The organism is Cognatishimia sp. WU-CL00825 (assembly GCF_040364665.1).
GTDB lineage: Bacteria > Pseudomonadota > Alphaproteobacteria > Rhodobacterales > Rhodobacteraceae > Cognatishimia.
Genome location: NZ_BAABWX010000001.1, coordinates 1,166,237 through 1,191,359, shown reverse-complemented (window position 1 = coordinate 1,191,359; position 25,123 = coordinate 1,166,237). Strand labels below are relative to the sequence as shown.

Here is a 25,123-nt window from a genome sequence, read left to right as displayed (position 1 = left end):
GGGGGGGAGCATGAATTATCTTACCCATCAAGGTTACAGCGCCGGGCATCCGTGGTTTTATCATCTGGGCGGAGACATTCCGCCTCTTAAAGCTATTCTCACATATGTTGAAACCGGTGATTATCGGGGCTTTCTGGCGGACGAGATCGACACGCTTAATGCAAAGGCGGAACCCAAACGGAGCATTGAAATCGCGGTGTTGCGGAAAAAATTGCTTGCGGAACTTCGGGCGGATATTTCTCGTTACCGGGGATGCGCGCGCGAACTACGGGCATTTCGCCAAAATGACGACGCCCTACTTGGTTGCGCTTGCGCCGACATCCACACGGCGATCAGTCTCAAGTTCAATCATATCGTGAATGGATTTGCGAACCTCAGAACGCTGGATGGTCTTTCCAAACAGGGCGACTTGTTCGAGGGATTATGAGCCAATTGAAACGGCACCCGACCGCAAATGAAATGAAAGCTGAACTATGACGAAAATCCGCCTGACGTCCTCCAACGTCAGGCGGTTTCGGCTGGGCCAATTGTGCCAGAGGATCATTTCATTTTGCGCTTTTGCAAGTGACTGAGCCAGCTCAGGACCGCAAGCTCAGCATGCGCAAGCACTTCGCGGTGCTCTTCGAGAAGCTGTTTCGGGTCAGCACCTTCGTTGATCAGTTTGCCGGAAACCGTACGAAACACATCCGCACCGTTGACGACAGCCGAGATGGCCTCTTCGAACTCAGGATCATCTTTCGCAGGGATTTTCAGAAGTTCCATATCACCACTCCTTTGCTCATGGGGTGACGTAGGTTTGCCGCAATCAGGGTGGGCGCTCCGGCGCATCGCAGGCGGATTTTGTTTTAGGTCGGGAGTTTGTCGATATGCCGCCGCAGAGTTTGCGGATGCACGCGGTATGTCCAAGCCACGTCTTTGACCATTTCGCCATCCGCCAGTCTTTGGGCGGCTTCGCGGGCCTGTTCAGGCGTCATTTTTGGCTTTTGACCGAGGTGTTTTCCGTTCTTGCGGGCAACGGCCAGCCCTTGTTTCGTGCGCTCCGACAAACGCGCTCGTTCGTGTTCGGCAACGGCAGCAACCATGGTAAAGGCGAGTTTTCCGTCTGCCGTCGCGGTATCGACGCCGAGCGATACAATCCGCAGGGCAACTTCACGATCTTTCAACTGCGCCTCGATGTTCAGTGCATCGCGGGCAGAGCGAAAGGCCCGATCCAAAGACCAGACGACCAATGTGTCACCCGCGTTCAGCTTGTCCAGAACAGCCTCGAAGACGGGCCGCGACTGCCCCACGGCAGAACGCTTTTCCACGTGTATCTCGTCGCAGATAGGCAAAAGCAGATCGACTTGTCGATCTTCCCGCTGCTCTTCTGTGCTCACACGTATGTACCCGATTTTCATGTTGTTCATTCTTTGCACCCCAGGGAAACTGCGACCTACAAGGTCACAAAAACGTTCCTCTCCGTTTCTGGGTGCTGGAACCGGCCCTCAATTGGGGCAAGTTCCTGATATTCCACTATTTCTGTATCTATTGTACCTTTTTCAAGTTCGGAAATGCAAATATAGCAGTAACGAACGTCAATGTTGGGTAAAAATACTGTAAAATTAACCAGTTATTCACCACTTTCTGCGATGATACTGGCAAGTGTGGCGTTTCTTTCCGGAGGCAAGGATGCAGCCGCTTTGACTGCCGGTGAAGTTTTGGAAAACCTGTCCTCTGAGGAGCGTTTTCACTACGTTTCCGGTGTGGTTGAAGGATTGGCATTTGCCCGTTGGTTGGCAGATGACAGAGACGATACCGGCATGCAGTGCATTTGGGACTGGTATCTTGGCTCAGATCAGCGGGTGCGCTTCAACGCTCAAATGGATTGGTTCGAGCAGCATCCCGATCAGCAGGTCAGCACGTTGATGTATGCTCTGATCCGGGAAGAATGCGGCGAACAAGGAAGCAGGGAGTAATGTTAAGACAGGCGTTTGACAGATCAAGATTGGCGGACGAACCTCATATCCGGGAACGGATCGAGGCCGATAAACGCCGCAAGCGAGACGTCATTCGCCAACGTCACGACCGTGAGCGCAAAGAAGAACTGGACGACAAATCTGAGGCAGCCGCGAGTGTTATGGCGATGGCCGTTGCGTCGTCACCACCTGCATCGGCTCAACAGATTGCTGCATTCGAAGCCGATTTAACCACCTACGATGCGGCCACGGTTGATGCGCTAATGACAAACACCCGCGAGCTTACTCGGGTGCGTGCGCAAATGGATGCCATGCTCGCCCAGGCTTTCGTCATGGATGATGGTCGTCGTGTGTTTAAAACGGAAGACGGCACACAGGTATTCGATGAATTCGGTGTCGAAGTCGGTTTTAATGAACTTGATCCGGCTGAAATTCCTGACAGCATCCCACGCTGGGAAGAATATGCGCCATTGCTGACCCTAGAGAGCGAACTTGAACAAGAGCGCGAGATATTGCTCGACTATCAGCAACAACTTGATGAAGCGCGTGAAGCCTTGGTCGAAGGCGAAATCACCGAAGCCGAGCTGGAAGAGCTACAGGCGCGACTGATTAAAAACATGCCAGAGGCCGTGCGAGAACGTCTGCCCGGAGATCATCCAGCGGCGCAGGTTGACGCCACGGTTCAGGCAGTTGCAACTCCAAGCATTTCGCCTACAAGTGGCCCTTCGCTTGATGGGCTAAGCGGGTTCTCTCCGCCTTCTCACCCTGGAGTATAGTCACTATCTTTGAAATCGCGAGGCGACATCACGCCTATCTGGCTCGTGGCTTGACCGCCTCAGGTAGCAAATCCGCTTCTACCATCTTATTTTGTTAAACTCAGCATACAGTTTTTTGCCGTAGTTTTTATCTACATGATAAGCGAACGAAATTAGCCCCCTGACATGATGGCGCATGCCAGTCACTGAGCTAAAGCCACGTTTGGACTGATGCGCCAATACCCCTATTTTTTCGTGATTGAGTGCATAAAGGTGCGTTTCGATGTTGTCTTTGTACCGCCTTGTGAGGCGCGGGCGGTCCCTGTCGATTAGCACTCCAAGCAAGACCTTTCTTGCACCGGGTGGTGAGATCCGCGTCTTGCTGGAGTTTTCAGATAGACCGATGTTTTTGAGTGCACCTTCTACCATCCCCCTGAGTCTAAGCGCGTCAGTTCGTGATGCACTCTGATCAGTTGAGAAAGCCAAGTCGTCAGCGTAGCGGGAGTATTTCCACCCGAAATCGTCTGCAATTCGCTTCAGTTTTTCATCTAGTGAATACACAGCGAGATTAGCAAGCATTGGGCTTGTTGGAGCGCCTTGAGGAAGAAATCCCTCGGTGGCAATCGGGTGCGGATACTTGGTCTCTTTCAAGTGAAAATAGTGGTTCCGGTCAACAGAGCGAGTGCAGAGGCGAGCGAGCTGGAATGATAGCAGAGCTGTGTATCCACATTTCCTGAATACCCAATAGGCTTGGCGCTCGGAGATAGATTCAAAGAAATTGCTTACATCCATTTTCAACAACCAAGCGCAGCCACAGTGCAATGTTGCTGCGCCGAGCATGTCACTTCCGGGCGCAAAGCCAAAACTCGACGGGTGTGGCTGAATCGAATTCAAGATGTTCTGTGCGATCCACCGTTGAGTTCGGAGAACGTGGGGTTGGGGGGCATAGATATCACGAAAGCGCCGTTTGGGAGCTTTACTACCTTTGCCGCCGCTCTTCTTTCGAAGCCGAAAATGGCGATATGGGTCGCTCATCCTATCAACTATCGGGCGCAGGCTTTTCGGCGACACATCGACCAAATGAGCTAGGTGTGAAAGCGAGAAAATGACGGGCAGGTTCGGAGAAACCTGCTTGATTGCTTTGGCGATTGAAGCGGCTGCCGAAAGGGTATCGGAATCTCTGCCCGCTGCCTTAGCGCCACGTAGAAAGTCCTGAGAGTCCCAAGGATGCTTCATCTACTTTCACCCGGAACGGGTGCTGTGGGCAAAGGAAGCAATGAAGGCATACGACTGTGTCCCCCCGGGACTGCTTTCTTTGCCCAGAGACGTGCAATCGTGCGCTCCATCGATGGCGCTGGGAAACCCCAGTGCCCTTGACGATCAGTGTAAGTAACCGTCATGACCGCCCTTTCGAGCGGTGGGTACTAGACGAACCCTTGGAAGCTCTCAGAGTCATAGGATAGTATGGATCATCATTCGTTGGAACCACGATCTTTCTTTGGCGGTTGATGTTTTGCGCCTTTAACTCACTGTACCCTTTGTCCGTAAGACGCCCGTTGCCATCAATTAAATCTCGCAGGAAAGCCACGTTGAGTGCCTCCATGATGTCTGCCCTAGGCAGAGAAAGGCGCTCCGACAATTCCTGTACTTTTTTCTTTGAAAAGCGGCCTCGCAATTCTTGAAGAACTAGCAATATTATCCGTTCTTTGACGTCGGCGATTGCGTCAAGTTTATGCCCACGTTCGCTGGCTGCCCTATCAACTTGCTCACTCTTTGTACCCGACCAAAACAAAGTTCTAAGTTCTGAAGGGGCATTGCCAACATATAGAGGCTTGAGCTGTTTTGTGTCCTTCCAAAGAATTGAAGGCGCGTTGTTTGGAATACCGTAGCTAAACAAGACCAACGCTGCTGAATTTAGAAACCCCCAAACATAATCATCGCTAGGGTCTTGTTCAGCGAACTTATCTAACAAGCTGTCCCAACCAAAATGGTGCTCTTCAAACTTCGAAGAACTCATTGTTGGAATTGTATGCGAGAATCTGACGTCTGGACGGGAAACGTGGGAGCTAACTGCAGCCGCGCCATCCTGTGTCGCCGTAGCTGCAATCACCACAAAGTCAATCAACCCGGTGCTGTGCCATGACCTCACAGTTCGGACGTTCCAAAACTTGTCTAACATTTTGGTCAGGCGACTTCCTGATCCAATAAAATCGGTCACAATTGCGATAGTTGAAATCGGGCTTCGCTTGCTGCGAAACCTGTCTGGTCCTGGGGTATTGATGAGTATTCCAGAGTGCTTTTTGACGGATTGTGCAATCAATGCGCTGACAATACCTTCGCTTCCTACCCGAACACCGCCTCTTATCGGTTTCACAGGTGGCAATCCTTTTTTGCCAACGGCGCGCTCCCTATCGTGGTTCTTCGCTCCCTTTACTTGCTGGGTTTTGAATATCCTTTTTTCTTGAAACTCCCTTTCTGCATACACCGCTACGGCTTTTCTCTTTCCAGAACGCTCAACTGCAAGCTGTTCGAGTAGCTCGTGAATAGACTCAGAAACTTCGTCGAGGTTGATTAGCCTAAGGCTATCCAGCAGAGTTCTTGCAGTAGCTCTGTCATTGACTTCGAAGTTTCTCAGCCACGCTTTCCCAGTCTCGGTTTTTGAAATTGACTCAATCATATGTAAGATACTGTATTCATTGCGACAAATGGGTCAAGAGCCAAAAGAAATCTCGCTAGACATATGCGTGACTTGTACTGAAGCACACTGCGTACCAGATGTTCTACATCTGACTAGGCAGCACTTACCTCTGGCACGTCCGCCGCCTTAATCAGTTCTTTGGCATACCGCTTTGCCTGAGAGAGGCTCTGCTTATAGTCGTCAGCAGCAAGTGAGAGGGATTCGGGGGATGTAGCTCGGTCCAGATCATCACTTGACCAATCATCTGAAAGGCGTTTGCTAATTGCATAGCAGGTCGCTTTCCCAACGCGGAATGCCATGAACTTACGCGAGGCACGGAGCACCGCAGCCCGCACAACCTCTGACTCACCTGTGGTTCTTAGTTCTGCATCAAGCTCTACGGCCATGCGTTCAGCGGCAGAATAGAGGCCGTTAACAAACAACGTTTGGGCATCTTTATAGAAGCGCCCTGCGCGCCCTTTAAGGTTTTTCTCTGTAATCTCTTCTGCGTCGGTCAGGATTTTTATCTCCGGCACACGTTCCAGGGACTTGGCAGAGCGGGAGAGTTTCGAACCTTCGGGAGCTTTGCGCACCTTCTTTTGTTTGGCACGCTGGCTCTTGCTCGGATTGCGGCTGGTTTCAATTACGCCGTGATCTTCTCCGGTTTCGGCAAAGTCAGTATCTAAATCAACTGGGTCCGAAGTGTCGCTGCCTTCGTCTGCGCCCTCAGTCAACAATGCTGATCGGCGCTTTGAAGGACTGAGCGTTGCGGTTGGCACCCGAAATTCATCGAGCAACTTCTGGAGGTCGCTTTGAAGGTCGTCAAGATTCTCGTTGGATGCCGGGGATTCTGACCGAATTACATCTTTGACCCAATCCGGCATGAGCTCTCGCACATAGTCGTCAAAGTCGGTTGCGAGCATATCAGAACGATCATCCGGCCATGTCAGCCCATTCCGATACTGGTTCGGTAATGCAAGACTATCAATGAGCTCAATTTCAACGGTCAAGACTTTGGACCCGAACGGAATACCAAAGTTCGGTGCCGCCGCCGACCAGGCCTTTTTCGACTTAATGTCATATCTTTCACCCTTGTGGACAAGCGCGCAAAACGTCGTAGAACTTGTAGCTGGATTTGCGAGTGCGCTAAGCGAATGACTGTAGCGTTCATGTTTTGGGTCGTGAATATAGTGGACCGAAATTTCGCCGCCGGGCGCTTCAACTCGCTCGTGATTGGGCAGTTCCCCAAGAACCTCTTCAAGCGTCTTTAATCGCCGGAAACGACCTGTTTCCCCTTTGCCGCCACCTTTGGTCATGGCGACGTCGATCTTGACCTCAACACCTTCTCCGAAACGCGCAAAACGCCGGAAGATCGCCGAAGGAATGTGGCTACGATCAAGGGCTTTACCTTTGCCCAATGGCTCGGCAACTGTGTCGTGATCCTCACTCTGGCCAACCAACAAAACCTCCGTCCAATCGTAGGAAACAGGCAGCCCAGCCTCCTTGACGGCATTGGTAACGTCAAAGATTGTGTCGAAACTACCATCTGGAAGTTCCGCTGGGAAACGAACATAAGTGCCCTCATCGGCATCAAAACCGATGACGACTTCATTCACGATACCGTTCTTGCAGGAGCGGTAGCGAATACCTTCGCGAGACATGGTCAAGCCTGATACTTTGGCTCCGATCCCGAAGTTGGCGTCAAGAGCCATTTCTTTGTTGATCGAGGATGACAGGTCTGTTGCCTGTTTCAGCTCTCGTTCATCCATGCCAACGCCGGTATTCCAAAATGTCAATTTGCGTACGCCATCAACTAGCGTTGGATAAATCTCGATACGGCGATTGCCCACGGTTGCGCCCGCTGCGCTCTCATCGGCGTTCTTGAAAAACTCGCGCACCAAAGTGTCAACCGGAGCTTGCTCAATCAGTCGGTTAATCAGAAATCTCTTGTCTCGAATATTGAGTGGTTCGGCCTTCATTGCCTGCGCCCCCTATAGCTTGAACTTGTCACTGGCGTCGTTCGACGATGAACCGAATTTTCTTTCAACGTCGTTCGTCGCTTCTCGAAGTGCTTTAATAATCTTTTTCACGTCGGTGTCGTGATACTCGTACGCTCTGCTGTTGGACAGGTTTCCAAGCTTACGTATCGCATCAAGCGCCGACTGAGTACGTCCTTCAGCCAGGCGCACGAATTTTTCCCGTTTGTCACTGACTTCAGCCATCCGTCCCATACCCTCCAAGAAAGTTTCCAGGGAATCAAATAGTATTTCAGTGCATTGAAGTCAATAATGGCGAGAAATTCTCGAAGAATAGTGCAAACATATCGAGTAATTTGGTGAAATTCACGAAATATTCCCATCATATTTTTTGATATGACAGCCTGTATTCATGGATTCTCCGGAGTGAAGTTCAATCGGTTACGCGCTCAGTGATGCGAGATCACCGGGCTGGACCTTTTGTCTGGTAACTGGGGGAGGAGCGATTTCCTGACCTTACTCGCATGCATGCAAGCTGATCCTGCCCATTGGTATAGAGCTTCAAACTGTTCCTATGACGGGTCATGGCAACGTAGGTCAGAGGATCATCCATGGTCTTCGATACGAGGACATAGGATAGGTCGACAGTCGCGCCTTGAGACTTGTGAATGGTCACAGCGTAGCCGTGGTCGAAGGCGCGGTAGGTGGCGGGGTTGATGATGACTTTGCGCTGTTGCCCATTGTCATCATCGAGATCAACTGTGATTTGGTTGCGGCTCGTTTTCTTGACGGTTCCGAGCATGCCGTTCTTTACGCCGATAGATTTGTCATTGCGGGTGAAGACGATGCGATCACCATTAGCGATTGCGCGCGGGCCGGTTTCGGTGTCGAAAAGGATTTCGGGTTTTGGCGTGCTAGAAGATCGCATTGCCGACCTGATCGCTTGGTTGAGTGCGTAGACGTCCTTGCGACGATGGGCGAAAGCAAGACGTGAGATATTCGTGCCCTTCATTTCAATGTCGGCCATGTAGTCTTCGACCAGAGCGGCCAAAGCCGTGTCGCGTGACCAGAGATTTGTGACCGATCCGTGTTGATCATAAGTTTCGACCGCCTCGCGAACTCGGCCCTCTGCCAGATCGCAGGAGGCCTGTCGTTGCCACTCTTCCCGTTGGCGGTGGATTTCTGTGAGCTTTGCTGCACCGTGGGTTTCGATCAGACGTCGGAACGGACGTCCCGCCTCGATAGGCTGCAACTGATCAGGATCACCAACCAGCACCAGTTTTGCGCCAATGCTCCGCAATTTGGTGGCAACGCGCACCATTTGGCGCGTGCCAATCATGCCTGCTTCGTCAACGACCAATACATCGCCGGAGGAAATTGGCTCATGTCGGTTCTCCCAGCTCGCTTCTAATGAAGCAAGCGTGCGGGCGGTTATGCCAGATGCCGACTGTAACCCTTCAGCAGCTTTACCGGCCAGTGCCGCGCCATGGACGGTGATGCCTTGTTTCTCCCATGCCATGCGGGCGGTTTTCAGCATAGTGCTCTTTCCGGCACCGGCGAGGCCAACTATACATGAAAGGTGGTTTGGCCCGAGAATGTGATGCAGCGCAGCGCGTTGTTCTTCGCTCAAGCGTCCTCCAAAGCGTTCTTTCATTTCGGCATTCTGTTTGCGGATGGCGTGCTTGATGTGTCGGGTATCTACCGCAGAGCTTTTCGTCGCTGACACCGCTGCGCAACTGGTGCTCAGAGCGATTTCGGCAGCGCGGTAGTCCTTCGTGGTGACGTCGCCATTGTCACCAAGTTGGATCAGATCGGTTGAATCCATGGCCGTATCTGCCGCAGCGCGCAGTGCCATCGGATCGGGGATACGTTTTGCCAATTCGCGCAAAACGTCTGTTCGTGTGAAGCGGGCTTTCTTGTGCGAGATGTGATCCAGGATCAGTGCCGGATCGGCGATCAATTGATCCCGTGTGAAGGGGATGTCGTCTGACGGCAAGATAAGCTTTTGCCGGGGATCGGGACGGGTTGCGGTCTCAAATGATGCGGATAGCTCTTTCAAAAGGTCCGGCTGGGACAACTCCCGATCCAGCGCATGACGTTCAGCCAAATGCCGGTTGATCAGCTCTTGTTGTTCCTGTCGATCATGAAATTCCGAGGTCTTGGCCTCTTTGGTAAGGTCATCAACCAGCACTTGATAGCGGCCCGTAACCCGCGCCCACGCGGCCTTTAAACCGGTCGGCAATCGTTCCCGCCAGGCTTTCAGTTCCGCGACCCTGCGCGCCTCCTGTTTCGCCCGTAGTTCCGTCCGCTCGCGGCGTTGCTGGTCCACCAGAGATTTGCGGCGACGTTCAAACTCAGGATTGGGCTTCGCTTTCGATGGAGACGCAGCCCGAGTGTCCATTTCCTTGAACGCCGCTTTGGCCTCTTCCACAGACCAAAGCGCATCTTCGGGCCCAAAGCGGGCGCGCAGCTCTTTCGGTTTTACACCGCACCATCTTGATAGCGACCAGATTTTGCCCGAGGCATCGACGGCAACAAAGCCGCGCCGGTCGCCCCGCGCCAGCATGTATCCTTCTTCCCAAAGCGCTGCGGCAAAGGCAGTGCGAGAATCTGATTGTTCCCAGCAACGTCGGAACATGGCTTTCAGGTTTTTCGGATCGGCCTTGGCGCGCTTTGCCTGTGCGGCTTCTTGGCGGGAGTAATTCTGCGGATCGCACGCATCATGATCACGAAACCCATCCGGCATGTCCCACTCGTGGTTGCGGTACAGTTCGCGTGAGACATCCATAAGCTTGCGCTTGTAATGCGATAGCTTGATGGCCTTCATCTGGCCCGCGTCGATCCGAGACCACACGCAATGGGCGTGACGACGACCATGCTTTTCATGAAAGACGATGGCGCGCGGCTGGCCTGTGAGGCCGAGCTTCTTTTCGACCGAGGCAATCGCTTGTTCGAACACCTCCACAGGGACCGTTGGTCCAGGTGGTGGATTAAGCGACAAAGAGAACAGGTATTTCTGGCATTGCGTGCCGCTAGAAATCGCCTCGGACTCAGCGAATGCTCCGTAAAGATCGTCCGCCACGAAGCCCTCAATCGCATGAACCGTCACATGATCATTGTCGCGTGGATTGAGCAGGTGTCGTGCCAACTCCGCCCCATGCCCGCGCTCATTGCCTTCCAGGATCATCCCGGTTTTCCAAGCGCCTGCATTAAGAGCGAGCGGATCGACAGTACATGCGCGTAGGCTTCAGCGATCTGCGCTTTCTCGGCTTCACCAATCATTATCGCCCCGATATTTGCGTGGTAAGCAAGCTGATTGAGATTGCTGGCAATGCGGGATTGCCCAAGCAGGGCCAAGGCCTCGGCAGCGGCTTTCTTGTCCGCGACGACATCCTTGGGCCGCGACTTGCGCCGCTTCTCTTCCTTGGCAAACACACAGGCCCGGATATAGGCCGACAGTGTCATACCTGCAGCCAGTTCTTCCAGACGCTCACGTTCCTCTGGCGTGAGGCGCAAGGTCACCGGTGAAATCGCCGTGCGTTTCGCAGGTTTCTTTACGGCCCCGCTCATAGCGACGGTCCTCGTGGCTGCCTGCGGCGCGGGGTTTTCGGCTGGGTGTTTTGCTCTTTGTCTTTGGCTCGCCCGGAAGCAGCCGCCTCAAACTCCCGCAACTTGTGGATAAGTTCCGGCTCAGCCTTGAGAACAGCCCCCCATTCCTCTAACTCATCAAGAAGAGAAACAAGCGATGCAGGTTCTAGGTTCGTCTGGTCATCTGCACCATTTTTATTCAAAAAGATGCAGGAGTTGATCGCGTTAAAAGCGGTAGAGTTTATGTGCGTGATTTTTCAAATTGCGCCCAAGCTTCAGAGAATTTTTCAAAATCAAATCCCTCGGCCTGTGCGGCATCCAAAACGATTTTTTCAGTTGCAAGAAGCTTGTTAATGGCAGCTTCTAATGCCGGAATAATCGCTGGAGGTACCACAAGGGCGCCATGGCGGTCGGCGTGGACGAGGTCGCCATCATTGACCTCAAGACCAAAGACCTTGACCGGTGTACCGATCTCTTTCACGTGCACAAAACCGTGACTTGGGCCAATGGATCCGGCAATCACTGGGTAGCCGGCGGGCAAGTCCCCAAGGTCACGCATGACGCCGTTTGTCAGCGTTCCTGCGAGGTTAAAGCCTTTGTGAACAGAGGTGTTTATTTCTCCCCAGAACGCGCCGATGCAGTCGGGATAATCCAGATCTTCGATGACGGTGATCGCCGGGCGGGGTCCGGTTGCCATGTGATGATAATAGGCCATACGGCGGGCCTTGATGACCTCTGGCGCTTCGGTCGGCGGGGATAGGGCCGCAATCTTTGCTGTGCGAGCATAGCCCACAATTGCGCCCTCTTCTGGGGCAGAGGCCAGCATGGTGCCGCGGGTGAAATTATCAAAGCCGCGTTTGCCTTCGGCAACTTCGATTGCATTACAGACGGTGGGCGTATCAACGGATTGTAACAGCTTGAGTAAAGAAGGGGTCATATTAGGTCTCCAACCAGCGAAGCAAGGCCGCCGTTGTGGGTTTGGGTTGTTCCAGTGTGGGCAAATGCCCTGCCTCTGAGATGATTTCCAAAGTGCTGTTGGGCAGCAGGTTATGCATGAGATCATGGCGCGCGGGGGGGCAAAGCGTGTCTTGTGCCCCGCAGAGCACGAGGCTGGGGCCGGAAAAAGCGGCAAGGGTTTGGGTTTGGTCCGGGCGCGCCGCCAGAGCATTGGATTGATCAACAAAAACCTGAGGGCCGAGGTCTGTTGCCATGGCCATGCATAGATCCAGTATTGCGCCAAGGTTTGGGCCGTCTGCCAGATAGTTTGGTTTCATTTCATCGCGCATCACACGCCGCAGATCGCCCTTTTTGGCGGCCATGATTTGCGGTATTCGTTTTGCTTTGATGTCTTCTTTTTCGGCCAGCGGATTTGTGTCCATCAACGCCAATCGCGTGACGCGATCGGGGGCCTGCCTCAGAATTTCCATGGCAACAATGCCGCCCATGGAAAGCCCCGCCAACGAGAAGTGTTGCGGCGAATTTTTCAGGATCTGTGTTGCAAGACCCTGAATGGTATCATGCCCGACCAAAGGGTGGCACATGACAGGAAAGTGTCCAGATATGGCGTTGATTTGCGGCGTAAATAGCCGCGCATCACACATCATGCCCGGTAAAAAGACAACCGGTGTCATAGGCGTTCTGATGCCAAAGCTGCGCCCTCTGACAGGGCTTGCAGCTTGGCAAAGGCAATGTCCGGATCGATCGCGCCAAAACCTGCAAATGTCCCAAATCCACAGTCAGAGCCTGCGATCACACGGTCGGCACCAACAATGCCAACAAACCGCTCTATCCGTTGCGCAACCAATTCAGGATGTTCGATAAAGTTGGTCGTGGTGTCCACCACGCCGGGCACAAGGAGCTTGTCGTCGGGGATCTCAGATTTGCGGTCCCTAAAGACAGTCCATTCATGGGCATGGCGCGGGTTAGAGGTTTCAAACAACAGGGATTGAGCTTTGGTGCCCATCAGCGTCGAAAACACTTTGTCCATTGGAATATCGCAACAATGCGGGCCTTCGTAATTGCCCCAGCAGATATGCACGCGCACCTTGTCAGCCGGCACATTTTGCAAGGCGTGATTTAAGGCTTCGACATGCATATTGGCGATGTTCAGGAACTCTTTGTCCGACAGGTCGGCAAACAGCATGTGACGCGACAAAGCGAGATCAGGACAATCGAGCTGCAGCGACAGGCCCGAGGCCACGATGGTTTCGTATTCCGCCTGCATGGCATCAGCCAGAGCAGCGAGGTAGGATTCGCGGTTCTTGTAATGGCTGTTTTGCAGAAAGAGCGAAATCACCCCCGGAGAGGCGGCGTTCATGAAACCATGCTGCGCGCCATGCGTCGCCATGGCGGCTTTCAGGTTGTTGATGTCATTTTCAAGATCGTTGGTGTCTTTGCTTGCGACGTCGCCTGTGCACATAGGGCGGGCATATTGTGGCGTGCCACCGTCATCGGCAAGCCGTTGCAAAAATCCGGGGAACATTTTTAAGTCTGCGGGCGCATTGCGCGGGCTATCGCCCGAAAATCCTGTGTAACGATCTTTGACGTAGGTTGCGTAAGAGATCTTTGAGGTCTCTCCATCGCTGACAATATCCACACCTGCTTCAACCTGCTTGCGCACGGTTTCTGACACCGCCGCTGTCATGCAGGTGTCAAATGCGGCCTGATCATAGGCCTGTTCTTTTTCGCGGGCGAAAATGAAATCGACCACCTGTTGGGTGCGGGGCAAAGAGCCCACATGGGTTGTGCTAATCTTGGCCATATGGGCTCTCCTGTGCTTAGTTGCCAGTCCAGGTTGTCCCGGCTGGATCGTCTGTTGCGGTGACGCGATACAGGCCAGCGTCGCCGGTCATCGATGGCGAAACGGAGTAGGATTCTCCGGCCAATACCAGCGCTGTGTCGCCGCTGGAGATGGTTGTTTCATAGCCGTCGATGGCAATTTTCCAGTGGCCGCTTGCTGGCATCAGAACAATTGGTTTTTCGGCCTTCACCATGTCAGAAACGCTGGAACCGCGACTTAGGAAGTCGATCTCAAACCCCGGTTTATCGGTGATCACGCCATTTTCGCCAATCACCGTGGCGGGCTGCTGTGCTGAAAGCGCCATCAGGTCCCAATAGCGCGCGACGTAGTTGTCGATCACCTCTTTCACGGGAACCTCTGGGAAAGTCTCGAGTTCTGCTTCTGTTAGCAATGGCATTGGGTGCACATTATGGGGTAATTCTTGGCCCTTTTTGCTGTCGTACAGCACGCCGTTTTCGCCCAGCATCAACCCATGCGCCTTCGCGTCTTCGATCACCTGAGGGGCCCATGTGACGCCGCCGCCAGCGTCGTCTCCGCCCAGCACTGCCATGATCATTCCATAGTCCTGGCCAACGTTTTCAAACCCGCGGAATATGCCCGTCGGAATGTTGAAGATATCGCCTTCTTCGGCGATGAACTCGCCAGCCTGGCCCCAGCGACCCCAAAAAAAGCGCCAGCGTCCCTTGGCCACGAAAAACACTTCGGCTGTGGTATGAGAATGCAGGCTGTTGCGGCATTTCGGGGGCTGCCCGGCCGCACCGATGTTAAAGCCGATTTTGTCGGTGATATGCACGTGCTGGTCAGGGCTTTCAGACACGCCACCGCCAATAATTGTAAAATTTTCCTTTTGATCGCTGCCCGGTGTATGGGCGTCGATGAAGGCGGTTTTGCAAGGTTTCAGCTCGCCGTAGCGAACGATCCGGCTTTGTATTGAAGACTTGGTCATTTCGGTAATCCTATAGATATCAGATGGTTGTGTGTTTCCAGAACAGGAGTCACAGCTCATCCGGGTGGGCGCAGGTTTAACCGACGGGCGCGCAGGCTTTGGCGGAATATATGGAACCGGCGCGCCGCGTGTGTTTCGTGTAAACCCCAGGATTGGGTGCTATTGCGCCGGGCAGGGCCCATCAAAGGTCTCCGGTTTGCAAAAGGATTTGTTTCCAAACCGCGACTTCATCAAACAAAGTGTATTCGCGGCGGATTTTTGGCTCTCCGCCGATCAACGCGCCAAATTCCGCATGGCTGATGCCCAAGACATAAACCTCTTTGCCTGTTGGCGCACCAAAGACACCCCAGCCTTCGTGTTTGCCTTCTAGGCTCCAGCGGATGGCGGCGCGGGGGGGCATCATTTCGTCATCACGACCAATCTGATGCTCGATCTTAAAACGCGCATTTGGAAAAGACGCACGCAGACCCATCCAGAAACGATCAACCGCGTCCCAGCTGTGGCCGGTTTCGCCACCGGGGTATTCGCCGACGACGGCGCGGTCGTATTCTTGTGGGACAACTGCAAGATCTGCACTCATTATCCGGTTCAATACATCTGCGTAGCGTTGGCCCCATGCGTTGTCATTTCCGGTGCCCTTATATGGCCCTTCGATGTTGTTGCCTGGGGTCAATGGCTTAATGCAGGTCTCTGGTCCCCCTTCGCGGGCAATTTGATCGCGTGTGAATTCAATCGGGGTCCAGCCCATCTGGCGCACAACGGCGCTGTTATCGCGGATCAGCCATTCATCGTTGATGGCGTTGTTGATCGCGTGACAGTCGGCCAGAATCCGATAGGTCAGCGGCTTGCCCGTGGCCTTGCCAAAGGCGCCGTCACCCAGGTGTGTGGCGGTAGAGAGAATGCGATGCGAACTCAGCATGCCGGTTTCGGCCGTGCCAGACCAAATGACGTCTTCGCCAAAAAGCGTACGGTCAGGGAATTCTGCAAGGGTCGCCATGGTCGCGCCTATGACACCTTGATTGCCTGTCGAAATTGATCCGGGCATGCGCACCACAATGTCTTTGGCATAGTATTCATGTAGCGTCGCGAGGCCGCGATCTTCCCAAATTTCTTTGGTGATCCCGATAATGTAATCGGGGAAGTCTTTGAATTTTGGATTAAAACCCTTCATCTTGTACTCTTATTTGATGGCCAGCCCGTTGGAATTCGGGCGGAACTGCGCACAACCAAGGGGCCGTCGATGGCTACACGACGTGGGCATGCGGTTTCTGGGGATTGGATGTGTTCCATCAGTACATCCACGGTTTCTTCGACCATGGTATTTGCGCGCTGACGCATCGTGGTTAAATCATAGCCACGCCAAGCGGCAGGCGGCACATCATCGTAGCCAACAAGTGAGACATCTTCGGGAACACGCAGGCCAAGATCATGCCGGATGACATCCATCACTGCAAAAGCCATGTGATCGTTGGCAACAAAAACGGCATCTGGCCGCTGGTCTGGCGCGACATCAAACATCCTGCGGGCGGCGTCTCGGGCCTTATCGCTGTTAAATTCACCGACGGCTCTGCTGAAGATATCGCGGCCTGCTTCTTGCAAGGCCATTCGAAAGCCCGCTTCGCGGTCGCGCTGTGTCGAGGCCCCCTCCCAACCAGCGATATAAGCGATGCGTTCGTGGCCGCCAGCCAGCAAGAATTCTGCGATTTTTCTGCCGCCAGCGTAGTTGTCAGAGGTGACTGAGGTGATGCCATCGATGTCTTGACTTCGGTTGAATAACACAATGGGCACACCAGCCTGTTGACAGCGCATTGCTATGTCTGAAGACATGGCAACCGAGGCCATAACAATGCCATCTACCTGATAATCAAGGATTTCCTCCATCACACCATCCACATTCTGGGCGGTCTGTTTGGTCATAAAGACCAGCACGTGATAGCCTTGTTCCTGCAGAGCATTGGAGAGTTTTTCCAAAGTCTCTGGGTAAAAGAAGTTCTCTAGATAGGCGACAACAAGGCCGATTATGCGACTTTTGCCTTTGACCATGGCGCGGGCGAGAACATTGGGACGATAGCCCAAGTCTTTGGCAGCGTCGCGGACTTTCGCGGCTGTTTTTTTAGAGACGCTAGCGCCGGGCGTGAACACTCTTGAGACCGCCGACTGGCTAACGCCGGCGCGTTGGGCAACTTGAAGCGAGGTGACTTTGTCTGCCATCAGCCTGCTGTCCAACCTCCGTCGATCAAAAGCGATGTACCGGTGACCATTGCAGAGGCGTCAGAGGCAAGATATTGCACTGCCCCCATGATGTCTTCGACTTCGCCAACGCGATCCAATTTGATCTTGCTCATGATCCAGGCCAGACGTTCGGGGTCAGCAAATGTCGCTTCGGTGAACGGGGTTCTGATGAATGTTGGGCAGACCGAATTGATCCGCACACGCTGTTTGCCCCATTCCATGGCCATCGCTTTGATCATGCCTTCCAAACCGTGTTTGGCGGCGCAATAGAGCGCGCGATCTACACCGCCGGTATGGCCCATTTGGCTGGAAATATGGATGATCGAGCCGGGTTTTTCCGCGCTTATCATAGCTTTGGCAGCATGGGCTGACAAGAAATAGGCGGACCGCAGGTTCACGTGCATAACCGCATCATAATCTTGTTCAGTGGTATCAATTGCTGCGCTGTGACGTGCAATGCCAGCGGAATTTACAACGACATCAAAGACTTGTTCTTTGTGTGTTTCAGCAACGGCGGTGACATCGCTTTGATCCAGGGGCAGGGCAATTGCATCCAGACCGGCACTTTGCATTGCCTCGACTGCGCCATTTAAGCGCTCTATTCCGCGGGCCGCGCAATAGGTTTGTGCCCCAGCTTCGGCCACGGCCATTGCGCAGCCAAGGCCAATGCCAGAGGAGGCACCGGTGACCAGGACTTTCTTGCCGGTCAAATCAAAAGAGGGGGTATGCGGTAGTTTCGTCATGCATCCAGACCTGAGGGGATATCTATTGGCCCCAAGTTGAGAGCTTTGTTGAATTCACGCAGGCGCGCAAAAACATCCATGCCCAGTTGTTTGTAAACATCCAAAAGGTCGACCAGAACCCAGTTCTCGCGGATTTTTCCGCTTTCGACTCTCCAGAAGTCCAGTGATCTTAGAGTGATCTTTTTGCCGGTTGGGGGCAAGCCCAGCCACCCCTGGGCCGAATGGGTTTGTGCCATATTCGGCCAGCCAGTGACCGCTGCAAAGGCCCCGTCGCCAAAGAAGTGATGGTTGATCTCGTCCTCGTATTGGCCCCGGTCCGGCATGGCTGCCAGAAACGGAATTTGGTGCCAGTTTCGAAATCCATAAAGCCCCCGCGCTGTACCAATGCCTGCCGGCCCATACCAATTGACCTTTGGGTGCCAAAACCGATCAAGCTGCATCACCTCGGGGCCGCCTTGAGATGGATAGCGGATCAGATGCGCCAGCATATCGACGATCAACTGGCAAGATGCAGTGCTTTCGGCCTCGTTTCGTGGTCCAGCAACCAAACCATTTTGCAGTGCAGGCCCAGGCACCATCCATTCTCTTCCCAAAGACGGAGCCAGCGGCCACGCCCTGGCTTGCATCATCACTTCTGGTATGTCCCAGATGGCTTGCACTTCGACAACTTTGTTGTTTTCAAACCGGTAAAACTCGTGAAACCGCATGCATACGGGGTGACCCGTTGGTGGTATATCCAGCCAGGAAGACAGGAAAGTGCCGGTGTAATATCCGCAACAGCCCACCCATTGCCCGCCTTTGTCGTCTGGCCCTGACATTACAATCAGATCGCGCCGTTCAAAGTCTGGCCAAGCCGCTGCCAAGGGCGCAATAGCTGTTTGATAAAACCCGTCTGGCCCGGTTAGGTCGCCAAATGGTTGACATAAATGCAGCTTGGCGTCTGGCACCATCAAGTTGGCCAAGGCCGTCTGAACTTGTTTTGCGTCAAAATCGTATAAAGCGCTCCGCAACGGAGCTAAAAGCGCTTTATTTTGAGTGTGTTGGTCCATGTTGTGCTGGTTGACCTTACTTTGTGGGGTCGCGGTAAGGCGCGGCTGTCCCATAGGGCACGTTTACACCGCCATACCGCCGAACGCGCACGTTGCATTGTTCTGCGTGGCCGACAAAGCCTTCGAGCAAACACAAACGCGAGCCATATTCCCCAATCAGCGTTGCCGCTTCGTCGGTGGTGACCTTTTGATAGCTATGGGTTTTAAGGTACTTACCGACCCACAAACCACCGGTATAGCGGCCAGCTTTTTTGGTCGGCAAAGTGTGGTTTGTACCGATCACCTTATCGCCGTTGGACACATTGGTGCGGGGCCCAAGAAAGAGCGCGCCGTAACAGGTCATGTTTTCCAAGAACCAGTCGTCGCGGTCAGTCATGACTTGCACATGTTCAGAGGCGATTTCGTCCGCCACTGCCAGCATTTCATCATAGGTGTCACAAACGATGATTTCGCCGTATTCTTCCCAGCTGACGCGCGCTGTGTCTGCGGTTGGCAAAATTTCCAGCAAACGGTCGATTTCAGCCAGGGTTTCGGTGGCGAGTTTCTGACTGTTGGTCAGCAGAACGCAGGGGCTGTTATAGCCGTGTTCTGCCTGGCCCAAGAGATCGGTCGCGCATAACTCCGCATCTGCGGCTGTTTCGTCTGCGATCACCATGGTTTCCGTTGGGCCTGCAAAAAGGTCGATGCCAACGCGTCCAAACAACTGGCGTTTGGCTTCGGCGACAAAGGCGTTGCCCGGCCCAACCAGCATATGTACAGGATCAATGGTTTCTGTTCCCAATGCCATGGCACCAATCGCCTGAATGCCACCCATGACATAGATTTCATGTGCGCCGCCAAAATGCATGGCGGCAATCACTGCGGCATTGGGTTTGCCTTTGAAGGGCGGGGTGCAGGCAATAATACGCGGCACTTTGGCCACCGAGGCGGTGGCCACTGACATATGGGCTGACGCGACCATGGGGAATTTGCCGCCCGGAATGTAGCAGCCCACAGATTGCACCGGGATATTTTTGTGGCCGAGAATAACGCCCGGCATGGTTTCAACTTCGATGTCCAGCATCGAGTCCCGTTGTGCTTGGGCGAACTTGCGCACCTGAGACTGCGCAAATTTGATGTCTGAAAGTTCACGATCCGACAATTGGGCGATCAACGCGTCGATTTGGTCCTGATTTAAGCGAAATGACTCGGGTGTATACTTGTCGAACTTTTCGGACAGATCGCGCACGGCAGCATCGCCGCGCGTGTCGATATCTTTCAGAGTGGCCTCTACCACCGCGCGGGTTTTGGCATCATCTTCGGCTCGGTCAGCTTCGGGTTTTCCGCGTTTCAGATATTCGATGGTCATCCTAGTGATCCTTAGTTTTCAGGACGCGGAGCGACTTTTTCTCCACGATCAAATGCTTCCCAGCCATGGCCGTTAAAAAGATCGACACCCAATTGGGCAGCGACATGGGCGAAATCCACATTCACCCAGTTGTCCACGATCTTGCCGTCGACAACTTTCCAAAAGTCCATATAGCGGATTTCCACCCGCTTGCCGGTTGGGGCGATCCCCAAAAATGTGCCACTGTGGGTGGCTTCCTGACGACCAAAGGCGGCCGCCCATTCGCCCATATAAAGGCGTGCTTCGTCGATGCAGGTCTTGTCCGAGAACGCCGCCTGAAAGGGGCGCTGCCAGTTGTCCTGAAACTCTTGCAGCCCGGTTTTTGTGCCGCAGCCTTGGTTGCCCATCCACCGGAAACCTTGGGTAAAAAACTCGCCAATATCGGCGATCCGGTGATCATTTAGCCCATCCACCATGTTTTCAATCACGGCGCGGGTGTCTTCAGTTTTGCTCATATCCGTGTCACGAGTGAGCACGGCTTGCTCTGGACGAGAGCCTTTCATTTTGTGTCCTTTCAGAATGTCAGGGTGTTGAAGTTTGAGTGCTGGATAGGTCTCGTTACTTCAAAAAATCCCTTGGCATTCTGTTCAAAGCGGGATGACGCGATTGGGCGTCGTTTCTTGCGGAAGAACTCATCCTTTGACGGCTCCAGCTGTCAGGCCAGATACGATCTGACGCTGGAAGAAGAGCACCAACACAAAGAGGGGGGCGGTTGCGGACACAACCGAGGCCACCGCAAACATAACATTGCCTTCGGTTTGAGTGGTGCCCAAGAAAGCCGCGATTTGTGGCACCATGGTCCGATTATCTTCGTTTAGGATCATCGATGTTACCGCAAAGTCGTTATAGGCCAGCAGGAAGCTGAACAGTCCGGTTGTAATCACGCCCGGCCACATCACGGGGATGATCACACGCCGGAAGGCTTGAAACTGTGTGCAACCATCAACTTTGGCGCTTTCGTCCAATTCCTTTGGGATGGATTCAAAGAAAGAATGCAACATCCAAAGGGTAAAGGGTTGGTTGATTGCCACCAAAACGATGATCGCAGTTGGTAAAAATCCCCAAACGTTATATTGGAAAAAGGCAGGTAGGTAGCCGGATACAAGGGTGATTTGGGGCAGGGCCCGGAACATCAAAGCGATGATCAACAGCCAGAAAACGTATTTGTAACCAGAGCGCGACAGAGCGTATCCGCCCAGCGTGCCAATTGTCAAAGACGTGCAAACAACAAAGACACAAATGACGGCTGTGTTCAAAACATTGCGCAAGAAGCCCTTTTGTACCCAAGCCCCTTCATAGCCTGCTCCGGTAAAGGGCGAGCCATGGGTGCGCTCGGTATTTTCACCAGTGAGCGCATTTGTCCAATCTGCAATGGAAAAGAAATCAAGCTCGACTTTAAAGCTGCCCCAAAGCGTCCACAAGAAGGGGAAGGCGGCCATCATCAACCAGATGACAACAAAGGTCCAAAGCGCGATTTTCAGCGGGAGTGGTTTACGGTTTGCAACACTCGTCATGATTTAGCTCCGTCCTTGAAAGTCGCGCCATGTGCGGATCAGCACGGGCGTCAAAAGTACTGCGATACCAAGAATTGTTAGAACCGAGGTTGTCGCGGCGGCTGACAATTGTTGGGTCTCCCCGCCAAGGTCATTAAAGATGATCCAACTGAGCGATGTTGCATGGGCCTCTGCGTTGAAACCGACAATCGGCTCAAACACACGGTAGTTGTCCATCAGCTGAATAAGCGCCACAAAAGTAACCAAAGGCATCAGGTGGGGAATGGTCACAAAGCGGATCTGTTGCCAGCGCGTGGCCCCATCGATTTGAGCGGCTTCTAACGTGTCTTTTGGTACCGTCTGAAGGCCGGCGTAAAACACCACAAAGGCAAAGGGGGCAGAGGACCAGATGCCATAGATTATTAAAGAGACCCACATCAGAGGCGACGACGCTTTGAGCGATAAGTCCGGATCTCCGGTCAAATATTGCAGGAAATTACCCAACACCCCACGGCTATCGATCATCCAAAACAGGATAAGCGAGCCCACAAGTGGCGTTACAATCATCGGCAGCAACGAGAAAAAGATCACCAAGCCCTTGAGGTGGCGGTGCAGCGCATTCACCGAAATGGCGATGACAAATCCCAAGCCGATCAAAAGCGGCGTACACACAAATGTATAGGTTAGCGTAAAGGCCAGAGCGCGGTAGAAGGGCAGGTTGTAGACGGTGTCAAAAAAGGCACCGATACTTGTTGAACTACGCCATGCTTCGCCGATCTCTGCAATCGCAAGGTGGCCGCGATCCAGGTAGACGTCCAAACCGACAAACCGTCCGCCGGGTTTGGCTTCGCGTATAGCCGCGGTGGCTTCCTGGTCGATTGTTGTCTCTTGTTTGCACCCAAAAGGCCCACAGTTTTCTACCGTGACAAAAACCGCCTCATGAGGCGCATAGAGCGACTGCGAGATAATCGATACCAATGGTGCCGCAATGAACAGGAGCATTGCCAAGCCCGTTGGTAGGAAAAACCAGAAGAATGTGCGATGTTTCATGGCTGCTCCACCAAGTCAGAGAATGCTGAGAGGGGGGAATGCCCCCTCTCGACCGAGAGTTCTTAGAGGAACCCTTTTTCTTTTGCCGCTGCGGTATAGGCCGCTTCGACATCTTTTAGGGCTTGTTCAGCGCTTTCTTTACCCTGCATGAAATCTGTCAATTCCGCGCCCAATGCTGTGTGCATCAGACCCATGAAAGGAAGCATAGGGTAAGGGATAGTCTGGGATTGGGCTGCCGCAAACACGCCTTCGGCTGCAGGTGTTGGATTATATCCGTCAATCAGCCAGACAGCCTGTGTAGCGATTTCTGCATCATCCAGAATAGCTGGTCGAATAGCATGTGTCATCGCTTTGAAGGTTGCTGCTGCCTCTTCATCAGAGACGTTTTTGGCAACGGTCCAGCCATCCCACCACAGGGTAGAGGCAGGGATGGAACCACCACCAACAGTCATTGGTCCGGCAATTGCAAAGCCATCAACAACCTCTTGCGGTACGCCATCTGCTTCGACCAGTGTTGCCGCGCGGCTGCCCCACATGTTCATCAACGCGACGTTGCCAGCGCGATATTCTGCGTTGGTAGCGTTTGAGTCATGTGTCAGGAAGTCTGGGTTCATATACGCAGACAATTCCTTCATCATTTCAAGGGCTTTGACACCTGCTTCGCTGTTTACGCTAGGCTGTGCTGTGCCCGCTTTGAAGTGTTCGCCGCCAAAGCCCATGAACATATTGTTGAATTCTTGTGCGAGGTTCCAACCGGCTTTGTAGGCACCACCCACTGGGTTTTCCATCAACCCCTTTTCGCGGATCATCTTGGCGGCGGACAAAAGCTCTTCGTAGGTTTTTGGCGGCGCAACCCCAATCGCATCCAGAACATCTTTGCGGTAAACCAGATGCTGAGCGTTGGCCATGAATGCAACAGCCATGACCTCGCCATTGATGGTGATCAGCTGGTTTTTCTTCAGTCCCGCGCCATGGGCATCAACCAAGTCTCCCAATGGACGGATGACATCTTCGTTCATCAGTGCAACGATGGAGGAGTTGGCAATAATCGCTGAAGTGTATTCAGCGGGATTACCCTGCATGCCAGCCAAGTTGATCTTTTGGTGATCGGCGGTCAGGTTTGAGCTAACGTCGCCCCCAGAACATTCTGCTGCACCAGCGCCAACGGTTTGGATAGCTGGAAATTCGTTGCCTACAATATTTACACGCGCATTGATTTCACACGCGCCAACCGCAGTGCTTGTCAACAGCGCCATTCCGCCAGCAAGTGCCAGTTTATTCAATAGCATTTTAGTTCTCCCTAGTTGTTCGCGGTGCACCTTCGAAGTTTGCACCTTAGATACCCGCGTTTTTCGCGGGGGTTTTGGGGGTTAACTCCCCAATCGCGCACCGGTTTCAGCGTTAAAGAGGTGGCAATGTTCAGATGGAACGGCGATCGAGACGGTTTCGTCGATTTCAGCGCGATAAGTCTTGTCTGCTTTGACCGAAACAAGCGCGCCGCCTATGCGGACTGACACCATGGTCGCGTCGCCCAAAAGTTCCATAGTATAGATTGGTGCATTGATCTGGGCGGTTGTTTGAACCACCTGCGCATCTTCAGCGCGAAAGCCGAGCGTCAAAGGCCCATCAGGTGCAGACAGGCCAGTAATCTGTACGTTGTCAGCTGAAAAAGTGCCGTCTTTGACCTGCCCTTGCATCAAGTTCATCGCCGGAGATCCGATGAAGCTTGCCACAAATGCATTTGCGGGCTTGTCGTAAATATCGGTTGGAGAGCCGACTTGCTGTACAATACCACCTTTCATGACAACAACGCGGTCTGCGAGGGTCATGGCTTCGATCTGATCGTGGGTCACGTAGATCGTTGTGACGGCCAGTTCGTGGCTGAGGTTTTTGATTTGCGCACGGGTTGAAACCCGCAGTTTTGCATCAAGGTTGGACAGTGGTTCGTCCATCAAAAAGACGTTTGGTTCCCGGACAATGGCGCGGGCGAGGGCCACACGCTGACGCTGCCCTCCGGACAGTTCCGCTGGTTTGCGGTGTAGGAAATCGTCAAGCTCTACCATGGCAGAGGCACGTCGCACCTTTTCGTCATGCGTTGCTGAATCGATGCCACGCACCCGAAGCGGGAAACGGATATTTTCATAGACGTTTAAATTCGGGTAAAGCGCGTAGCTTTGAAAAACCATCGCGACGTCGCGGTCCTTTGGTTCCAGATCGTTGATGACTTGACCGTCGACCAGAATTTCACCCTCGGTCACGTCCTCTAGCCCTGCGATCATCCGCATCGTCGTGGTTTTTCCACAGCCCGACGGACCCAGAAGAACGAGAAACTCTTTGTCCGCAATTGTCAGATCAAAGTTGTGTACGCCAACAAAAGATCCCCAACGCTTTCCAACGTTGCGCAATTGAATTTCGGCCATTTGATCCCCCCGGTGGAATTTTGCATACGCTTGCAAAAACGTTAATGCGCAA

The 25,123-nt window shown here is 53.3% G+C and carries 25 protein-coding genes; 3 read left to right on the top strand and 22 right to left on the bottom strand.

Features of this window, described 5'->3' with window-relative positions:
• Window positions 1-10: 10 nt before the first annotated feature.
• Window positions 11-427 (top strand): hypothetical protein, encoded by a 417-nt coding sequence (locus tag ABXG94_RS05900; protein WP_353532883.1) that lies wholly within the window; start codon window positions 11-13, stop codon window positions 425-427.
• Window positions 428-540: 113 nt separating this feature from the next.
• Here ABXG94_RS05900 and ABXG94_RS05895 read toward each other — a convergent pair whose 3' ends face one another.
• A complete protein-coding gene (locus ABXG94_RS05895) occupies window positions 541-762 on the bottom strand; it encodes a hypothetical protein (protein WP_353532882.1) in 222 nt (73 codons plus the stop codon).
• An 83-nt stretch (window positions 763-845) separates the two neighbouring features.
• Window positions 846-1,406, bottom strand: coding sequence for a recombinase family protein (locus tag ABXG94_RS05890; RefSeq protein ID WP_353532881.1), 561 nt, complete (start codon window positions 1,404-1,406; stop codon window positions 846-848).
• 171 nt (window positions 1,407-1,577) lie between these two features.
• Here ABXG94_RS05890 and ABXG94_RS05885 point away from each other — a divergent pair, with 171 nt between their 5' ends.
• Together ABXG94_RS05885 and ABXG94_RS05880 are read left to right on the top strand one after the other, a co-directional pair.
• On the top strand, window positions 1,578-1,955 hold the full coding sequence (locus ABXG94_RS05885) for a hypothetical protein (RefSeq protein ID WP_353532880.1): 378 nt from the start codon (window positions 1,578-1,580) through the stop codon (window positions 1,953-1,955).
• Entirely contained in the window at window positions 1,955-2,731 is a 777-nt protein-coding gene (locus tag ABXG94_RS05880; RefSeq protein WP_353532879.1) for a hypothetical protein, read from the top strand. The genes ABXG94_RS05885 and ABXG94_RS05880 overlap by 1 nt, the downstream gene beginning before the upstream one ends.
• Before the next feature lie 78 nt (window positions 2,732-2,809).
• Here ABXG94_RS05880 and ABXG94_RS05875 read toward each other — a convergent pair whose 3' ends face one another.
• The 20 genes from ABXG94_RS05875 to ABXG94_RS05780 form a co-directional block, all read right to left on the bottom strand.
• Entirely contained in the window at window positions 2,810-3,946 is a 1,137-nt protein-coding gene (locus ABXG94_RS05875) for a reverse transcriptase family protein (RefSeq protein ID WP_353532878.1), read from the bottom strand.
• Window positions 3,947-4,106: 160 nt separating this feature from the next.
• Window positions 4,107-5,387: a phosphoribosyltransferase-like protein gene (locus tag ABXG94_RS05870; protein WP_353532876.1), complete on the bottom strand. Its 1,281-nt coding sequence runs from the start codon at window positions 5,385-5,387 to the stop codon at window positions 4,107-4,109.
• 113 nt (window positions 5,388-5,500) lie between these two features.
• Window positions 5,501-7,366: a hypothetical protein gene (locus ABXG94_RS05865; protein ID WP_353532875.1), complete on the bottom strand. Its 1,866-nt coding sequence runs from the start codon at window positions 7,364-7,366 to the stop codon at window positions 5,501-5,503.
• 12 nt (window positions 7,367-7,378) lie between these two features.
• Window positions 7,379-7,609: a hypothetical protein gene (locus ABXG94_RS05860; RefSeq protein WP_353532874.1), complete on the bottom strand. Its 231-nt coding sequence runs from the start codon at window positions 7,607-7,609 to the stop codon at window positions 7,379-7,381.
• A 217-nt stretch (window positions 7,610-7,826) separates the two neighbouring features.
• The gene (locus ABXG94_RS05855) at window positions 7,827-10,550 is read right to left on the bottom strand and encodes an AAA family ATPase (RefSeq protein ID WP_353532873.1); all 2,724 of its coding nucleotides are present in this window, start codon (window positions 10,548-10,550) and stop codon (window positions 7,827-7,829) included.
• Window positions 10,547-10,933, bottom strand: coding sequence for a plasmid mobilization protein (locus tag ABXG94_RS05850; protein WP_353532872.1), 387 nt, complete (start codon window positions 10,931-10,933; stop codon window positions 10,547-10,549). Before ABXG94_RS05850 ends, ABXG94_RS05855 begins: the two co-directional genes overlap by 4 nt.
• A 259-nt stretch (window positions 10,934-11,192) precedes the next feature.
• Window positions 11,193-11,888, bottom strand: a complete 696-nt coding sequence (locus tag ABXG94_RS05845) for an RraA family protein (RefSeq protein ID WP_353532871.1) — start codon at window positions 11,886-11,888, stop codon at window positions 11,193-11,195.
• 1 nt (window position 11,889) lies between these two features.
• Window positions 11,890-12,582, bottom strand: a complete 693-nt coding sequence (locus tag ABXG94_RS05840; protein ID WP_353532869.1) for an alpha/beta fold hydrolase — start codon at window positions 12,580-12,582, stop codon at window positions 11,890-11,892.
• Window positions 12,579-13,712 carry a cobalamin-independent methionine synthase II family protein gene (locus ABXG94_RS05835; protein ID WP_353532868.1) on the bottom strand — a complete coding sequence of 378 codons (1,134 nt, stop codon included), beginning with the start codon at window positions 13,710-13,712 and terminating at the stop codon, window positions 12,579-12,581. The genes ABXG94_RS05840 and ABXG94_RS05835 overlap by 4 nt, the downstream gene beginning before the upstream one ends.
• Before the next feature lie 16 nt (window positions 13,713-13,728).
• The gene (locus ABXG94_RS05830; protein WP_353532867.1) at window positions 13,729-14,697 is read right to left on the bottom strand and encodes a cupin domain-containing protein; all 969 of its coding nucleotides are present in this window, start codon (window positions 14,695-14,697) and stop codon (window positions 13,729-13,731) included.
• Window positions 14,698-14,878: 181 nt separating this feature from the next.
• Window positions 14,879-15,868 carry an ester cyclase gene (locus ABXG94_RS05825; RefSeq protein WP_353532865.1) on the bottom strand — a complete coding sequence of 330 codons (990 nt, stop codon included), beginning with the start codon at window positions 15,866-15,868 and terminating at the stop codon, window positions 14,879-14,881.
• Window positions 15,865-16,911 (bottom strand): LacI family DNA-binding transcriptional regulator, encoded by a 1,047-nt coding sequence (locus ABXG94_RS05820; RefSeq protein ID WP_353534010.1) that lies wholly within the window; start codon window positions 16,909-16,911, stop codon window positions 15,865-15,867. The genes ABXG94_RS05825 and ABXG94_RS05820 overlap by 4 nt, the downstream gene beginning before the upstream one ends.
• Window positions 16,908-17,672 carry an SDR family NAD(P)-dependent oxidoreductase gene (locus ABXG94_RS05815; RefSeq protein WP_353532864.1) on the bottom strand — a complete coding sequence of 255 codons (765 nt, stop codon included), beginning with the start codon at window positions 17,670-17,672 and terminating at the stop codon, window positions 16,908-16,910. The genes ABXG94_RS05820 and ABXG94_RS05815 overlap by 4 nt, the downstream gene beginning before the upstream one ends.
• On the bottom strand, window positions 17,669-18,721 hold the full coding sequence (locus ABXG94_RS05810; RefSeq protein ID WP_353532863.1) for an ester cyclase: 1,053 nt from the start codon (window positions 18,719-18,721) through the stop codon (window positions 17,669-17,671). Before ABXG94_RS05810 ends, ABXG94_RS05815 begins: the two co-directional genes overlap by 4 nt.
• 16 nt (window positions 18,722-18,737) lie before the next feature.
• Window positions 18,738-20,069, bottom strand: a complete 1,332-nt coding sequence (gene hisD / locus ABXG94_RS05805; RefSeq protein WP_353532862.1) for a histidinol dehydrogenase — start codon at window positions 20,067-20,069, stop codon at window positions 18,738-18,740.
• An 11-nt stretch (window positions 20,070-20,080) separates the two neighbouring features.
• A complete protein-coding gene (locus ABXG94_RS05800) occupies window positions 20,081-20,611 on the bottom strand; it encodes an ester cyclase (protein WP_353532861.1) in 531 nt (176 codons plus the stop codon).
• 129 nt (window positions 20,612-20,740) lie between these two features.
• Window positions 20,741-21,622, bottom strand: a complete 882-nt coding sequence (locus ABXG94_RS05795; RefSeq protein ID WP_353532860.1) for a carbohydrate ABC transporter permease — start codon at window positions 21,620-21,622, stop codon at window positions 20,741-20,743.
• Between the two features lie 3 nt (window positions 21,623-21,625).
• On the bottom strand, window positions 21,626-22,651 hold the full coding sequence (locus ABXG94_RS05790) for a carbohydrate ABC transporter permease (protein WP_353532859.1): 1,026 nt from the start codon (window positions 22,649-22,651) through the stop codon (window positions 21,626-21,628).
• Window positions 22,652-22,713: 62 nt separating this feature from the next.
• On the bottom strand, window positions 22,714-23,940 hold the full coding sequence (locus ABXG94_RS05785) for an extracellular solute-binding protein (RefSeq protein ID WP_353532858.1): 1,227 nt from the start codon (window positions 23,938-23,940) through the stop codon (window positions 22,714-22,716).
• An 81-nt stretch (window positions 23,941-24,021) separates the two neighbouring features.
• On the bottom strand, window positions 24,022-25,071 hold the full coding sequence (locus tag ABXG94_RS05780; protein ID WP_353532857.1) for an ABC transporter ATP-binding protein: 1,050 nt from the start codon (window positions 25,069-25,071) through the stop codon (window positions 24,022-24,024).
• Window positions 25,072-25,123 lie beyond the last annotated feature (52 nt).

Bases quoted from the DNA above. Each gene is read 5' to 3' on its own strand.
- ABXG94_RS05850 (WP_353532872.1), bottom strand. From the start codon at position 10,933: ATGAGCGGGGCCGTAAAGAAACCTGCGAAACGCACGGCGATTTCACCG.
- ABXG94_RS05860 (WP_353532874.1), bottom strand. From the start codon at position 7,609: ATGGCTGAAGTCAGTGACAAACGGGAAAAATTCGTGCGCCTGGCTGAA.
- ABXG94_RS05810 (WP_353532863.1), bottom strand. From the start codon at position 18,721: ATGGACCAACACACTCAAAATAAAGCGCTTTTAGCTCCGTTGCGGAGC.
- ABXG94_RS05785 (WP_353532858.1), bottom strand. From the start codon at position 23,940: ATGCTATTGAATAAACTGGCACTTGCTGGCGGAATGGCGCTGTTGACA.
- ABXG94_RS05880 (WP_353532879.1), top strand. From the start codon at position 1,955: ATGTTAAGACAGGCGTTTGACAGATCAAGATTGGCGGACGAACCTCAT.
- ABXG94_RS05865 (WP_353532875.1), bottom strand. From the start codon at position 7,366: ATGAAGGCCGAACCACTCAATATTCGAGACAAGAGATTTCTGATTAAC.
- ABXG94_RS05870 (WP_353532876.1), bottom strand. From the start codon at position 5,387: ATGATTGAGTCAATTTCAAAAACCGAGACTGGGAAAGCGTGGCTGAGA.
- ABXG94_RS05885 (WP_353532880.1), top strand. From the start codon at position 1,578: ATGTTGGGTAAAAATACTGTAAAATTAACCAGTTATTCACCACTTTCT.
- ABXG94_RS05845 (WP_353532871.1), bottom strand. From the start codon at position 11,888: ATGACCCCTTCTTTACTCAAGCTGTTACAATCCGTTGATACGCCCACC.
- ABXG94_RS05840 (WP_353532869.1), bottom strand. From the start codon at position 12,582: ATGACACCGGTTGTCTTTTTACCGGGCATGATGTGTGATGCGCGGCTA.
- ABXG94_RS05900 (WP_353532883.1), top strand. From the start codon at position 11: ATGAATTATCTTACCCATCAAGGTTACAGCGCCGGGCATCCGTGGTTT.
- ABXG94_RS05795 (WP_353532860.1), bottom strand. From the start codon at position 21,622: ATGACGAGTGTTGCAAACCGTAAACCACTCCCGCTGAAAATCGCGCTT.
- hisD (WP_353532862.1), bottom strand. From the start codon at position 20,069: ATGACCATCGAATATCTGAAACGCGGAAAACCCGAAGCTGACCGAGCC.
- ABXG94_RS05815 (WP_353532864.1), bottom strand. From the start codon at position 17,672: ATGACGAAACTACCGCATACCCCCTCTTTTGATTTGACCGGCAAGAAA.
- ABXG94_RS05855 (WP_353532873.1), bottom strand. From the start codon at position 10,550: ATGATCCTGGAAGGCAATGAGCGCGGGCATGGGGCGGAGTTGGCACGA.
- ABXG94_RS05895 (WP_353532882.1), bottom strand. From the start codon at position 762: ATGGAACTTCTGAAAATCCCTGCGAAAGATGATCCTGAGTTCGAAGAG.
- ABXG94_RS05875 (WP_353532878.1), bottom strand. From the start codon at position 3,946: ATGAAGCATCCTTGGGACTCTCAGGACTTTCTACGTGGCGCTAAGGCA.
- ABXG94_RS05780 (WP_353532857.1), bottom strand. From the start codon at position 25,071: ATGGCCGAAATTCAATTGCGCAACGTTGGAAAGCGTTGGGGATCTTTT.
- ABXG94_RS05825 (WP_353532865.1), bottom strand. From the start codon at position 15,868: ATGAAGGGTTTTAATCCAAAATTCAAAGACTTCCCCGATTACATTATC.
- ABXG94_RS05800 (WP_353532861.1), bottom strand. From the start codon at position 20,611: ATGAAAGGCTCTCGTCCAGAGCAAGCCGTGCTCACTCGTGACACGGAT.
- ABXG94_RS05830 (WP_353532867.1), bottom strand. From the start codon at position 14,697: ATGACCAAGTCTTCAATACAAAGCCGGATCGTTCGCTACGGCGAGCTG.
- ABXG94_RS05890 (WP_353532881.1), bottom strand. From the start codon at position 1,406: ATGAACAACATGAAAATCGGGTACATACGTGTGAGCACAGAAGAGCAG.
- ABXG94_RS05790 (WP_353532859.1), bottom strand. From the start codon at position 22,651: ATGAAACATCGCACATTCTTCTGGTTTTTCCTACCAACGGGCTTGGCA.
- ABXG94_RS05835 (WP_353532868.1), bottom strand. From the start codon at position 13,712: ATGGCCAAGATTAGCACAACCCATGTGGGCTCTTTGCCCCGCACCCAA.